Source organism: Stenotrophomonas sp. G4 (assembly GCF_003428825.1).
Taxonomy (GTDB): Bacteria; Pseudomonadota; Gammaproteobacteria; order Xanthomonadales; family Xanthomonadaceae; genus Stenotrophomonas; species Stenotrophomonas indicatrix.
This window is the reverse complement of the sequence record NZ_CP031741.1, coordinates 885,009-898,528: the sequence shown is the minus strand read 5'-3', so window position 1 is coordinate 898,528 and position 13,520 is coordinate 885,009. Positions and strand designations below refer to the sequence as shown.

At 65.4% G+C, this 13,520-nt stretch carries 10 protein-coding genes and 4 tRNA genes; 3 read left to right on the top strand and 11 right to left on the bottom strand.

The genetic code is table 11. The annotated features are described in order from the left end of the window. Nucleotides 1-73 precede the first annotated feature (73 nt). From rplA to D0Y85_RS03950, 11 genes are all read right to left on the bottom strand, one after another. Nucleotides 74-772 carry a 50S ribosomal protein L1 gene (gene rplA / locus D0Y85_RS04000; protein WP_025879349.1) on the bottom strand — a complete coding sequence of 233 codons (699 nt, stop codon included), beginning with the start codon at nucleotides 770-772 and terminating at the stop codon, nucleotides 74-76. Between the two features lie 4 nt (nucleotides 773-776). Further along, nucleotides 777-1,205 (bottom strand): 50S ribosomal protein L11, encoded by a 429-nt coding sequence (gene rplK / locus D0Y85_RS03995; protein ID WP_004145248.1) that lies wholly within the window; start codon nucleotides 1,203-1,205, stop codon nucleotides 777-779. Nucleotides 1,206-1,401: 196 nt separating this feature from the next. After that, the gene (gene nusG / locus D0Y85_RS03990; protein ID WP_049469630.1) at nucleotides 1,402-1,962 is read right to left on the bottom strand and encodes a transcription termination/antitermination protein NusG; all 561 of its coding nucleotides are present in this window, start codon (nucleotides 1,960-1,962) and stop codon (nucleotides 1,402-1,404) included. A 10-nt stretch (nucleotides 1,963-1,972) separates the two neighbouring features. Then, on the bottom strand, nucleotides 1,973-2,386 hold the full coding sequence (secE, locus tag D0Y85_RS03985; protein ID WP_099841962.1) for a preprotein translocase subunit SecE: 414 nt from the start codon (nucleotides 2,384-2,386) through the stop codon (nucleotides 1,973-1,975). 48 nt (nucleotides 2,387-2,434) lie between these two features. Next, a tRNA-Trp gene (locus D0Y85_RS03980) sits at nucleotides 2,435-2,510 on the bottom strand. A gap of 101 nt (nucleotides 2,511-2,611) precedes the next feature. After that, nucleotides 2,612-3,802, bottom strand: coding sequence for an elongation factor Tu (gene tuf / locus D0Y85_RS03975; RefSeq protein ID WP_117309620.1), 1,191 nt, complete (start codon nucleotides 3,800-3,802; stop codon nucleotides 2,612-2,614). A 40-nt stretch (nucleotides 3,803-3,842) separates the two neighbouring features. Beyond that, nucleotides 3,843-3,918: transfer RNA gene (locus tag D0Y85_RS03970), tRNA-Thr, on the bottom strand. Between the two features lie 48 nt (nucleotides 3,919-3,966). After that, nucleotides 3,967-4,040, bottom strand: a tRNA-Gly gene (locus D0Y85_RS03965). 26 nt (nucleotides 4,041-4,066) lie between these two features. Continuing rightward, a tRNA-Tyr gene (locus D0Y85_RS03960) sits at nucleotides 4,067-4,152 on the bottom strand. A 144-nt stretch (nucleotides 4,153-4,296) separates the two neighbouring features. After that, nucleotides 4,297-5,307 (bottom strand): isoaspartyl peptidase/L-asparaginase, encoded by a 1,011-nt coding sequence (locus tag D0Y85_RS03955; RefSeq protein ID WP_117309619.1) that lies wholly within the window; start codon nucleotides 5,305-5,307, stop codon nucleotides 4,297-4,299. Nucleotides 5,308-5,419: 112 nt separating this feature from the next. Next, complete coding sequence (locus D0Y85_RS03950) at nucleotides 5,420-6,436, bottom strand: cyanophycinase (protein ID WP_117311843.1); 1,017 nt, start codon at nucleotides 6,434-6,436, stop codon at nucleotides 5,420-5,422. A 170-nt stretch (nucleotides 6,437-6,606) separates the two neighbouring features. On the opposite strand from D0Y85_RS03950, the gene D0Y85_RS03945 reads away from it, so the two are divergent. The 3 genes from D0Y85_RS03945 (at nucleotide 6,607) to D0Y85_RS03935 (ending at nucleotide 13,498) form a co-directional block, all read left to right on the top strand. Continuing rightward, nucleotides 6,607-9,345: a TonB-dependent receptor gene (locus tag D0Y85_RS03945; RefSeq protein WP_117309618.1), complete on the top strand. Its 2,739-nt coding sequence runs from the start codon at nucleotides 6,607-6,609 to the stop codon at nucleotides 9,343-9,345. 173 nt (nucleotides 9,346-9,518) lie between these two features. Further along, the gene (locus tag D0Y85_RS03940; protein WP_117309617.1) at nucleotides 9,519-12,284 is read left to right on the top strand and encodes a response regulator; all 2,766 of its coding nucleotides are present in this window, start codon (nucleotides 9,519-9,521) and stop codon (nucleotides 12,282-12,284) included. Next, the gene (locus D0Y85_RS03935; protein ID WP_117309616.1) at nucleotides 12,281-13,498 is read left to right on the top strand and encodes an EAL domain-containing response regulator; all 1,218 of its coding nucleotides are present in this window, start codon (nucleotides 12,281-12,283) and stop codon (nucleotides 13,496-13,498) included. Before D0Y85_RS03940 ends, D0Y85_RS03935 begins: the two co-directional genes overlap by 4 nt. The last annotated feature ends 22 nt before the right edge of the window (nucleotides 13,499-13,520 follow it).

Sequence of the window (13,520 nt, the reverse complement as noted above, 5' to 3'; positions counted from 1 at the left end):
GCGATGGGTTGCCGGCGATGCCTTCAAATGTCACGGTCGCGGGACCCGAGGGACCCGCGACCGCTTGAAACGATTACTTCAGGCTCAGCGACGACTGGTCGACGGTGACGCCCGGGCCCATCGTCGAGCTGACCGAAACCTTCTGCAGGTAGGTGCCCTTCGAGGTAGCCGGCTTGGCCTTGATCAGGTCCAGCAGCAGCGCGGTCAGGTTCGACTTCAGCGCGTCTTCGGCGAAGTCGGCCTTGCCGATGGTGCAGTGGATGATGCCGGCCTTGTCGGTGCGGTAACGCACCTGACCCGACTTGGCATTCTTCACAGCCTCACCCGGGTTCGGGGAGACGGTGCCGACCTTCGGGTTCGGCATCAGGCCGCGCGGGCCCAGCACGGTACCCAGCTTGCCGACAACGCGCATTGCGTCCGGGGTCGCGATCACGACGTCGTAGTTCAGATCGCCGGCCTGCATCTTCTCGGCCAGGTCGTCCATGCCGACGGCTTCGGCGCCAGCGGCCAGGGCTTCGTCAGCCTTGGCACCGGCCGGAGCGAAGACAGCGACGCGAACCGACTTGCCGGTACCTGCCGGCAGCACGGTGGAGCCACGGACCTGCTGGTCGGACTTCTTCGCGTCGACGCCCAGGCGCACGGCAACGTCGATCGACTCGACGAACTTGGCCTTGGTGGCGGTCTTCAGGATGTTGATCGCGTCCTCGAAGGCGTATGCCTTGCCCGGAACGATAGCGGCCTTGATGGCCTTCTCACGCTTGGTCTGTGCCATCTTCTTAACCCTCCACCACGAGGCCCATGGAACGGGCAGAGCCAGCGATGGTACGCACGGCGGCGTCCAGATCGGCGGCAGTCAGATCCGGTTCCTTCGCCTTGGCGATCTCTTCCAGCTGCTTACGGGTGACCTTGCCGACCTTCTCGGTGTTCGGGCGCTTGGAGCCCGACGAGATGCCAGCGGCCTTCTTCAGCAGGGTGGTAGCTGGGGTGCTCTTGGTGATGAAGGTGAACGTACGGTCCGAATAGGCCGTGATGATCACCGGAACCGGCAGACCCGGCTCGAGCTTCTGCGTGGCGGCATTGAAGGCCTTGCAGAATTCCATGATGTTCAGACCGCGCTGACCCAGCGCAGGACCGACCGGCGGCGAGGGGTTGGCCTGACCGGCCTTCACCTGCAGCTTGATATAACCGACAACTTTCTTTGCCATGTGAGTACTCTCCGGGTGCTAGCGCCTTGCGACAACAGGCTCCCCATCGGACCGGGAATCACGCGTCCCGGCATCGCGTTTTGAAATCATGCCGAAGGCCACCTTTCGGTGGCCTCGTCCCGCCAGCTTCCCAACGGGAGCCGCGCAGCATATCAGGTTTTTTCTTCACATGCCTGAAGCAGCACGTGAATTCTGGTCAGACGGCCTTTTCGACCTGACCGAACTCGAGTTCGACCGGGGTGGCGCGACCGAAGATCAGCACCGAGACGCGCAGACGGCTCTTCTCGTAATTGACTTCTTCGACCACACCGTTGAAGTCGTTGAACGGACCGTCGGTGACGCGGACCATCTGGCCCGGCTCGAAAAGCACCTTCGGACGCGGCTTCTCGACGCCTTCCTGGACACGGTTCAGGATCGACTCGGCCTCGGAATCGGCGATCGGCAGCGGACGATCGGCGGTTCCGCCGATGAAGCCCATGACGCGCGGGGTTTCCTTGACCAGGTGCCAGCTTTCGTTGTCGATGCGCGGAATGCCCGCTTCTTCGTGGGTCTCGATCTGGACCAGCACGTAACCCGGGAAGAACTTGCGCTCGGAACGGCGCTTCTGGCCGGCGCGCATTTCGATCACTTCCTCGGTCGGAACCAGGACGTCGCCGAAGCGCTCTTCCATGCCGTCACGGACGATGCGATCGCGCAGAGCCTGCGCCACCGACTTCTCGAAGCCCGAATAGGCGTGAACGACGTACCAACGCTTCATGCATTTCTCCTTAGCGGCTCAGGAACCACTGAGTCAGTTTCTGGATGAGGAAGTCGAACCCACCCAGCAACAGGCTGAGGATCAGGACGACGACAATCACCACCCAGGTCATGCGAATGGCTTCCTGACGGGTCGGCCAAACCACTTTACGCAGTTCGAAACGCGACTCGGAGAGGAATTCGCGGGTGTCGCGCCCCTTGCCGGTCAGCATGAACACGCCGATACCGCCAACCAGGCCGACCACGACCGCCAACGCACGCAGCTGACCCGCCCACGCGCCCAGCTGGGCAGCGCGACCGGAGTCGGCGGAGAACCAGAACCAGACGAACAGACCTGCCAGCACCAGCAGCGATGCGAGGACGTACTTGACGATATCCCCGCCTTGCGCGGAGGTGTCCTTGGAATGTTCGATCTTGCTATTCATCAGGCTGTGTCTGCTTTAGCGGCAGGGCCGCTCGATAAGGTGGGCAGATGGCACGCCAGGAGGGACTCGAACCCCCAACCTGCGGTTTTGGAGACCGCTGCTCTGCCAATTGAGCTACTGGCGTACGTTGAAAACTTGCCTTCCCTTAGACGGCGAAGGCGGACCGAGGTTCCCGGCCCGCCACTCGCCAGACCGGCAGCGCTATGCGACCGCCGGCATGCAGGCTTACTCGAGGATGGTGGCAACCACGCCAGCACCGACGGTACGGCCACCTTCGCGGATTGCGAAGCGCAGGCCGGCGTCCATGGCGACCGGGTTGATCAGGGTGACAACCATCTTCACGTTGTCGCCCGGCATCACCATCTCGACGCCTTCCGGCAGCTCGACCGCACCGGTGATGTCGGTGGTACGGAAGTAGAACTGCGGACGGTAGCCCTTGAAGAACGGGGTGTGACGGCCGCCCTCGTCCTTCGACAGCACGTACACTTCGGCGTCGAACTTGGTGTGCGGCTTGATCGAACCCGGCTTGGCCAGAACCTGGCCACGCTCGACGTCGTCACGCTTGGTGCCGCGCAGCAGCAGACCGGCATTGTCGCCTGCCTGGCCCTGGTCCAGCAGCTTGCGGAACATTTCCACGCCGGTCACGGTGGTCTTCTGCACCGGACGGATGCCGACGATTTCGATTTCTTCGCCGACCTTGATCACGCCGCGCTCGATACGACCGGTCACCACGGTGCCGCGGCCCGAGATCGAGAACACGTCTTCGACCGGCATCAGGAATGCCTTGTCGACGTCACGCTCCGGGGTCGGGATCCAGGTGTCCAGCGCTTCGACCAGCTTGATGACGGCCGGCACGCCGATGTCGCTCTGGTCGCCTTCCAGCGCCAGGCGGGCCGAACCCGAGATGATCGGGGTGTCGTCACCCGGGAAGTCGTACTTGCTCAGCAGCTCGCGGACTTCCATTTCGACCAGTTCCAGCAGCTCGGCATCGTCAACCATGTCGGCCTTGTTCAGGAACACGACGATGTACGGCACGCCGACCTGACGCGACAGCAGGATGTGCTCGCGGGTCTGCGGCATCGGGCCGTCAGCGGCCGAGCACACCAGGATCGCGCCGTCCATCTGGGCAGCACCGGTGATCATGTTCTTGACGTAGTCAGCGTGGCCCGGGCAGTCGACGTGGGCGTAGTGACGGGTGGTGGATTCGTATTCGACGTGCGCGGTCGAGATCGTGATGCCACGTGCCTTTTCTTCCGGCGCGGCGTCGATCGCGGAGTAATCCTTGAACTCGCCACCAAAGCGCTCGGCACCGATCTTGGTCAGTGCGGCGGTCAGCGTGGTCTTGCCGTGGTCGACGTGACCGATGGTGCCGACGTTGACGTGCGGCTTGGTGCGCTCGAACTTACCCTTGGCCATGGCTGCTTATCTCGAATTCGTCTGGTGTGGTGCTGGTAGATGGTGCTCACGAAAGGAATCGAACCTTCGACCTCTTCCTTACCAAGGAAGTGCTCTACCGACTGAGCTACGTGAGCGAGTTTTGCATTATGGCATGAACTCGATAATATTCAAAGTTCATTCAATGGAGCGGGAGACGGGAATCGAACCCGCACCATCAGCTTGGAAGGCTGAGGTTCTACCATTGAACTACTCCCGCACCGGGAATGTGCCACAACGTGAAGCTGGTGGAGGGAGGTGGATTCGAACCACCGAAGGCGTAAGCCAGCAGATTTACAGTCTGCCCCCGTTGGCCGCTTGGGTATCCCTCCTTTTACCACCCCGTCCCGTGCCGCCGAAGCGTTGCGGTGTGTGGTGGTGAGCCCGCAATTCTGGAGATGAAGCGGGGGTCTGTCAACGCTTTTTTTCACTTTTTTTCACGCGCGTCGCAAACCCCTTGATACGCAAGGCTCTGCTCAAGGCATCGCGATTGTCTCGTCGGCAAAGATGGCCACATGGGCAACGCCATCGGCCCCGATCCAGCCCCGATACATGCCTTGGGTGTTGAACGGCGCTGCTGCTTTTCCGTCTGCGGACAGCACGATCGCTCCGCCGTCGCCGCCCATCTGCGGAATCATGTCGTTGATTACGCCCTTGCCTGCCTGTTCCGGCGACTGACCGAGGTAGCGCATGCGCGCGCAGATCTCATGGGCTGCCGCGGTGCGGATGTAGTACTCGCCCCAGCCGGTACCCGATACCGCACAACGCGCATCGGCCCAGGTGCCGGCGCCGATGATCGGCGAATCGCCGACACGGCCATAGCGCTTGTTGGTCATGCCGCCGGTGGAGGTACCTGCCGCAAGATGCCCCTGCGCATCCAGGGCGACCGCACCGACCGTGCCGAAGTGTTTTGCGGTCTCCAGGTCGGAATGGGCCTGGCCGCCCGCCTCTTCCTTCAATGCACGCTGCAGCTGCTGCCAGCGCTTGTCGGTGCGGAAGTACGAGGGGTCGACCAGGCTCACGCCCTGCTCGGCGGCGAAGGCTTCGGCGCCCTGCCCCACCATCATGACGTGCCTGGATTTCTGCATCACCGTCTGCGCAAGCAGGATCGGGTTGCGCACGCGCTGCACGCCGGCCACCGCTCCGGCTGCCCGGGTGGCGCCGTCCATCACCGCCGCATCCAGTTCATTGCGGCCTTCGTGGGTGAACACTGCGCCCCTGCCCGCGTTGAAGGTCGGATCATCCTCGAGCACGGTGATGGCAGCGGTGACCGCGGCCAGTGCCGGACGCCCCGCTGCCAGTTCGGCATGGCCCTTCAACAATGCCGCCTTCAGCGCCGCGCGTGCGGCCTGTTCTTCCGCCGCGGAGAGAGCCCTGCGCTCCACGCCGGCGCCGCCGTGGATGACCAGCACGGGTGATGCAGCGGGGGCGGCCTGGGCCAGCAGTGGCAGGGACAGCAGAGCAGACAGCGCCAGGCGCAGTTTCATGGAAGCAGATCTCCAGAAGGACAGGGATTGGATTGCACGGTAGCGCCGGGCCGGGCCCGGTGGAAGGCACAGCGCGGCGGCATCCGCCCGGGCATGGCCCGGCGCTATCGGATCATTGTCGGATCAGTTCGATCTGGCCGTCATCGACATCGGCCAGCGCCTGGTAGGCCACGTCGGCCTGCAGGTCGTCCAGGCGCATGCGACTGCCGCTGGCAACCACGGCGACCGGCACCGCGTGGAAGCGCAGGGGTTCGCCTTCCACCAGCCGGTCGGCATCGCGTCCGGGACTGACCACCCAGACCCTGCCTTCGCCGTCGGCGCTGTAGACCTGGGCCTGGCCGTCAGGCTCCACGCACAGGGCCGTGTCTTCGTCGACGCCGATGCCGACCATGTCCGGGTCGCCGCTGTCATGCGCGGCGCGGGCCACGAACACGATGAGGCGACCGAGACGGTCGCGCTTGTCGAAGTGGGTGTCGGTGACCACCCGCTGCAGGTAGGGCAGCTGCAGGAAGCCGCGGTCCAGGGTCACCGCCTCGCCCATCGGGTCGGCCATGGCGCTGGCCGAATCGATGCTGCCGCCGTCCAGCGCACCATAGGCGTAGCCGCCGAGGATGGCCAGCCCGGCGCTGGTGCCGGCAATCGGCTTGCCGGCGCGCACGTGGGCGTTCAGCGCGCGATTGAGCGCGGTGCCCTTCCAGAAGCGGATGTAGCGGGACTGGTCTCCGCCGGCGATGAAGATCGCATCGGCTGCTGCCACGACCCGCAGCACGGCCGGGTCATCGGCGCCGCGGCGGCTGTCGAATACCAGCGTCTGCACGGCGGTGGTGCCGCCGACCTCACGATACAGACGGTCCTGCAGTTCATCGGTACCCGAGGCGCGCAGGATCAGCACGCGGCCATTGCCGGCCTGGCGCAGCCACCACTGGAAGGCTTCAGGTACCCATTCGCCGCCGCCCATCAGCATCATTGCGGGTGCCCGCGGCCCGGGCCGCGGAGCATCCAGATCGCCCACTTCGTAGTAGGCGAAGCCCGCGTCCACCAGTTCCTGCGCCGCGACAGGTGAAGACCAGAGCGCCGACAGCAGCAAGGCGATGAGCGGGCCACGCGGCCCGTGGCGAAGGCGTCGCATCTTGATCTCCCTGAACAAAAACGACCTGCAACCGTTTTCGCTCTTTGCCAGACATATCTCCGGTAGTCAAGGACATGAAAAAGGCGTTAAATGCGCGCGCCTATTCCTGAAATGTGAATGGGGGACAGGGCCCCTCCTCTGCGGGCCGGCATTACTTCCGGGAATTTCTCATGCGTAGACAGGCGATGGCGTGGTCGATCCAGCTGGCGTTGATGGGCGTTGCTGCGTCGGCGGCGGCACAGACTCCCGCTTCCTCTTCGGTACAACAGCTGGATGCGGTGCAGGTAACCGGCTCACGCATCCCGCGCGCCCAGGTGGAAGGACCGGCGCCGATCACTGTCATCAACGCAGAGCAGATCCGCTCCAGCGGCTTCACCACCGTGCCGGACGTGCTGCGCGCGATGACCCAGAACGGCGGTGAGACGCAGAGCCAGCAGTCCTCCGGAGGGGCCGATTTCTCGCCGGGTGCGCAGCAGGTCGACCTGCGCGGGTTGGGGCCGAACCACACCCTGGTGCTGGTCAACGGCCGTCGCATCGCCGACTTCCCGATGCCGTTCAAGGGCCGCAGCAACTTCACCGATGTGTCCAACATTCCGTTGGGCATGATCGATCGCATTGAAGTGCTGACCGGCAGTGCGTCAGCCATCTACGGCTCGGATGCGATCGCCGGCGTGGTCAATTTCATCCTGAAGAAGCAGGCCGATGGCACCACCATCGACATGCGCATGGGCACCACCACCGAAGGCGGTGGTGAGTCGTTCGACATGAGCCTGGCCAGCGGCTTCAGCAGCGGCAACTTCAACGCGGTGTACAGCGTCGAACTGCAGTCGCAGACGCCGCTGTGGGCCTACGACCGCGACATCCAGGACTCGACGCAGGACGGCCCGACCGAAGGCGCGCGCATCGCCCGTCGTTCCTACCTGCGCACCGATTACAACGATGACTACCTGGACCCGGGCGCGGCGACCTGCGAGGCGCTGGCCGCGCAGAACCAGGGCAGCACCTACCGCGCGTTCCGTCCGCGCTACGGCTACTACTGTGGCAGCGACAGCGCGATCGGCTACGGCACGATCCTCAGCAAGCGCCGTGGCGCCAACGGCTATGCCTCGCTCAGCTACGACTTCGACAACGGCCAGCAGTGGTTCGCCGACGTGCAGCTGGGCTACCACACGATGTCGCTGATGCGCGATGTCACCAAGTGGGGCCGCATGGCCGCCGACGGCGATGAGTCGGGCTACTTCAACAATGAAGCCACCGGCGAGATCGAGTTCTGGCAGCGCCAGTTCTCGCCCGAGGAAATGGGCGGGCTGGACAATGCGATGGTGCGCAGCACGCAGAAGACCTTAAGCGTGACCACCGGCTTCAAGGGCAACCTGACCGGCAACTGGGACTACGAAGCAGCACTGAGCCATTCGCAGTACCAGTCGCGGATCAGCTGGGCGCAGATCATCGCATCCAAGGCCAACGACTTGTTCCTGGGCCCGCAGCTGGGCGAGGACGAGGACGGCTTCCCGATCTACAACGCCGATCCGTCGCGCCTGTACCGGCCGCTGACCCGTGCCGAGTACGATTCGATCGCCGCACGCACCACCTATACGCCGAAGTCGCGCACCGAGACGGCTGCGTTGACCCTGACCAATGGGTCGCTGTTCACCCTGCCCGGCGGCGATGCCGGCTTTGCCGCGACGGTGGAAGTGGGGCAGCAGGCCTACGCGCTCAACCCGGACCCGCTGGCGACCGGCTATTACTACTACAGCTGGAAGGATTCGGACGGCACGGGGTCGCGCAACCGCTGGGCGACCGCTGCCGAGCTGCGCATGCCGCTGCATGAGACGGTCAACCTGAGCGTGGCCGGCCGTTACGACCAGTATCGCTATTCGGGCCACACCATCGGCAAGGCGACCTGGAGCGGCGGCCTGGAATGGCGCCCGATCGACACGCTGCTGGTGCGCGGCTCGTACGGCACCGCGTTCCGTGCGCCGGACCTGCACTATGTGTTCGCCGGCCCGGGCAACGACGAGACCAGCGCGGAAGATCTGTACAACTGCCGCGCCGACGCCGCCGATGATTGCGCCGATTACGAGCGCAACGTGATCCGCAGCCGCAGTGGCAACCGCGAGCTGGAACCGGAAACCAGCACCTCCTGGAGCGCGGGCTTCGTGTGGTCGCCGGCCACCGGCCTGGACCTGTCGGCCGACTGGTTCAACATCGACATGCGCGACCAGGTGCAGGACATGGACGTGCGTACGATCCTGGCCAGCGAAGCGAACTGCCGCCTGGGCAGCGCCGACATCGGCTCGCCGACCTGCGTGGATGCCCTGGCCCGCATCACCCGCACCGCAGACGGCCGCCTGTACGGTGTGCACGTCAATCCGATCAACGTGGCGCGCGAGTCCACCTCCGGCATCGACGTCGGCCTGCGCTACCGCCTGCAGACCGGCATCGGCGACTTCATCTTCAATGGCACCCACACCTGGGTGAAGAAGCATGACTTCCAGCGCTATGCCGGCGATGTGACCGAAGACCAGTTCGCGATCAACAGCGGCTTCGATATTCCCCGCACCAAGACCAGCGTCAGCGTGACCTGGGAAAAGGACGCCTGGTCGGCCACCGTGTACGGCTCGCGCCTGGGCAGGCTGCCGACCTCGGACAGCTACGACCAGGTGTTCGACGAGGACAGCGGCGACAGCCCGTGGATCAAGGCGACCTACCGCTACAACGCTTCGCTGCAGTACCGCTTCGACGATCACTCGCGGTTGTCGCTGTCGGTGGTCAATGTGTTCAACAAGATGCCGCCGAAGGACAAGACCTATACGGCGTACCCGTACTACGACGTGTCCTGGTTCGACAGCGTCGGCCGTACCATCAACCTGCAGTACACCCACAAGTTCGGCGGCGGCGCGCTGTAAGGACGCCCTGCTGCTGGCCCGCCACAGACCCCCGCTTCGGCGGGGGTCTTTTTTTGCCCTGCCCCCTCCCTACCCTGAACCGTGCCACGCCCGCGGGCACGACCGCGCGGTGCCGGCTGTTTTTAGGATGTGGCTGATTCCGGGCCGGTGACCGTTCTGCCTAGCATCGGTGCATGTTCCGTCTCCCTCGCCCTTGCCTGCCCCAGATCGCGCCACCGACCGCCGCCTCGGTGCTGCTGAGCTGGCTGACGCTGTGCGTGTTCCTGTGCCTGACCGCGGCCACTGGCTTCTACCTGCTCACGGCGCTCACCGAAGACATTTCCACCCATCGGCGTGACATGAACGCCGCTGCCTACAGGGCGCAGATCTACTTCGACCAGCGCGAAGCCCTGCTGCGCTATCTGGGCGATTCGGTGGTGGTCGGTGATCCGTCGGCTCCTCCCAGCGAAGGCGTGCGCCAGCTGCCACTGGACGGGCCGGGCGGGAAGCCGGGCCAGCGCCTGCTGCTGTCACCGCGCGCCGAGCACACGCTGAACGTGCTGCAGACGCATCTGCTGCTTCTCGATTCGCAGGGAACGCATTGGCTGGCCGGCCGTCAGGCCGACGCGGACATCACCAGCCTGCCCACGTTGCAGGTGCTGCGTCAGCGCAGCGGCACGCTTGCCGGCACCGACCCGGTGTACTGGCTGCGTCCGGACAATGCCGGGGTCGCTTTGGCGCAGCCGGTGCAGACCGGACCGGATTCGAACCAGTGGCTGATACTGCTGCTTGACAGGGCGGCCACCTCGGACATGATCGATGGCCAGCACATCGGCGGCTACGCCTTGCTGGATCGCGATGGGCAGCCTGCCCTGTCGAGCCCGGCGCCGCACCTGGACAACGCAGGCTGGAAGGCGTTGCAGCAGCGACAGGACGACAGTTTCGGCGTGCTCTGGAGCGCGGGCCTGCCACGCGGCGTGGCCCTGGTGAAGGGCGTCGGCAATGACGGCTGGCGACTGGTCTATCACCTGCCTCCGCGCCTGCTGCTCGGCGACATGGCGACCTCGCTGCTGATCAGCGGTGCATTGCTGATGCTTGCAGGAATGGCGCTGCGTCTGCTGCGGCGTCGCGTCGACCGCCAGTTGATCCAACCGGCCCTGCTGCAGCACCGGCGCTTGTTGGAAAGCCTGGATTTCAGTTCCACGGTGATCGATCTGGCGCCGGTTGGCATCTGTGTCCTGCGCCGCAGCGACCGCCAGCTGCTGCTGTCCAACCAGCTGCTGCGCGACTGGCTGGGCGAAGACGGCACGGACAGCGATTGGCAGGCACCGTGGCGCGGGCATGCCGGCGAACGCGGTCGCGGGCTGGAGTTCACCGCACGCGACGGTCGCCAGCTGCAGGTACTGCATGCTGCCTGCCGTTACCAGGATGACGACGTGCTGCTGTGCGTATTCCATGACATCTCACGCCATCGACAGGCGCAGGCGGCGCTGTCCTCGGCGCGGCAGGCGGCCGACGCTGCCAACCAGGCCAAGAGCGCGTTCCTGGCGACCATGAGCCATGAAATCCGCACACCGCTGTACGGCGTGCTTGGCACGCTGGAGCTGCTCGGCCGAACGCCCCTGGATGCGCGCCAGTCGCAGTACCTGCGCACCATCGAGAGTTCTTCGTCGGTGCTGCTGCAACTGATCAGCGACGTGCTGGATGTGTCCAAGATCGAATCGGGCCAGCTGAGCCTGGAGCCGGCATCGTTCTCGCCGCGCGAGCTGACCGAAAGCGTGCTGCGCAGCTTCGCCGCTGCGGCGACGCGCAAGGGCCTGCAGGTACTGGTCTGCACCGATCCCCGGTTGCCGACACGGGTGCTCGGCGATGCCGACCGGATCCGCCAGGTGCTGGGCAACCTGCTCAGCAATGCCATCAAGTTCACCGAGCATGGCAGGGTGGTGCTGCGCGTGCGACTGGTGCAGCGCGAAGGCGAGTCGAGCGTGCTGGCCTGGCAGGTCACCGATACCGGCGTGGGCATCGTCACCGAGGAACAGGCGCGCCTGTTCGAACCCTTCCGCCAGGTCCGTGGCGCTGCCAGTGCACAGGGCACCGGGCTGGGCCTGTCGATCAGCGACCGCCTGGTGCGCTTGATGAGTGGCGAACTGCGCGTGGTCAGCGAACCGGGACTGGGCAGCAGTTTCACCGTGCGCCTGCCGTTGCCGGTGCTGGCGGCGGCCGAGGATGGGCCCGCGTTGCTGGCCGAACCGCCTGTCTACGTGCGCGGCCGCGATCGCGAGCTGGTGGACAGTGCCTGTGGCTGGCTGCGCCGCTGGGGTGCCAATGCGCAGCCCCTGCACGGCGATCCTGCCCTGCTCGACCATGACGGCGCAATCCTGATGGATGGCGAGGCGGAGCAACCGTTGGCCTGGCAGGGACCGCGGGTGCTGGCTTCGATCGATGCTGGCGACCAACCGGCACCTACCGCCGATGGCGCGCTGATGGTCACCTTGCATGGCATTTCCTCGATCGCCCTGGCGGTCGCACGCCAGCAGCGGCAATGCGCAACGCTGCCCACCGCAGCGCGCGATGTGCAACCGGGCCCGTTGGGATTGCGGGTGCTGGCGGTGGAGGACAATCCCATCAACCGGGTGATCCTGGCCGAACAGCTGCGGGCTCTGGGTTGCGAGGTGGAACTCGCGCAGGATGGTGTCGAGGCGTTGCAGCTGTGCCAGACCCACGACTTCGACCTGGTGGTCACCGACATCAACATGCCGCGCATGGACGGCCACACTCTGGCGCGCCGGCTGCGGGCAGAGGGCACTCTGCTGCCGGTGATAGGCGCCACTGCCAACGCCACCGCCGAGGAGCGCGAGCGCTGCCTGGCCAGCGGGATGCAGGGTTATCTGAGCAAACCCATCGACATCGCACGCCTGCGTCAGGCGCTTTCCGCCGTTCGCCAAGGAGATCCAGCGTGACCCGCCGTGTCCTGATCCTGGAAGACCAGCCGTTCCAGCGCGGCTATCTGGTCAATCTGTTCAGCGCGCACACGGGCGTCCAGGTCGACGCCTGCGAAGATGTGGACGCAGCTATCTCCTTGTGTGCCTGCCAGGCCTATGACCTGGTGGTAAGCGATCTGTTGATGCCCGGCCAGGATGGCATCCAGTTCATCCAGGCACTGGCCGCGCAGCCGCGCCCGCCCCGGCTTGCCGTGGTCAGCGCAGCCTCGCGGCGGATGATGAGTTCGGCACGGCTGATGGCCCAATCACTGGGCCTGGACGTGATCGGGCTGTTGGCCAAGCCGGTCGCCGCCAGCGATGTCGATGCGCTGCTCGATGCACTGGCCCAGACCCGGCTGGCGGTGCGTCTGCCTCCGGCTGCGCTGGCGCCCGAGCCGGACGCGGCGCAGCTGCGGCAGGCGCTGGCCGACGGCAGCCTGACCGCGTGGTTCCAGCCGAAGAAGTCATTGCAGTCCGGGCGCGTGGTCGCCGCCGAGGCTCTGGTGCGCTGGTGCCATCCGCAGTTGGGAACACTGGCGCCTGGCAGCTTTCTGCCTGCGCTGTGCCGCCATGGCCTGGAGGGCGAACTGCTGCGCGCGATGCTCACCGCCAGCATCCAGACGCAGGCGCGCTGGCGCTCCCAGGGTTTCCACGTACCGGTATCGATCAACCTGCCACCGCATCTGCTGGAGCAGTCCGACCTTCCCGATGAGCTGCTGGCGTTGACCCTGGCCGCGGGCGGCAATCCGGCTGATCTGTGCTTCGAACTGATGGAGAACAGCACCACCCGCCACGTCAGCGACTTCTATGCAGGCGCATGCCGGTTGCGGATGAAGGGGTTCGGCCTGGCCCAGGACGACTTCGGCCAAGGGCTGAGTTCGGTGCACAACCTGGTCAACACCCCCTTCACCGAGGTCAAGATCGATCGTGCGCTGGTCAGCGGCTGTGCGCGCGATCCCGCCCTGCATCTGACCTTGGCCACTGTCATCGCCCTGGCCAATCGGCTTGGCCTGACCATCGTCGCCGAAGGGGTGGAATGCGATGCCGACCTGGCTGCGCTGCGCCAGCTCGGCTGCAGTCAGGTGCAGGGTTTCCTGATTTCCCAGGCGCTGCCATCGGACGAGTTCACCCGTCTGCTGGATGAAGAAAACCCGCACGAGGCTGCCGGCAACACCCGGGCGGCGTCGCACTGACATCGTGGCTGAAAAACTTCAC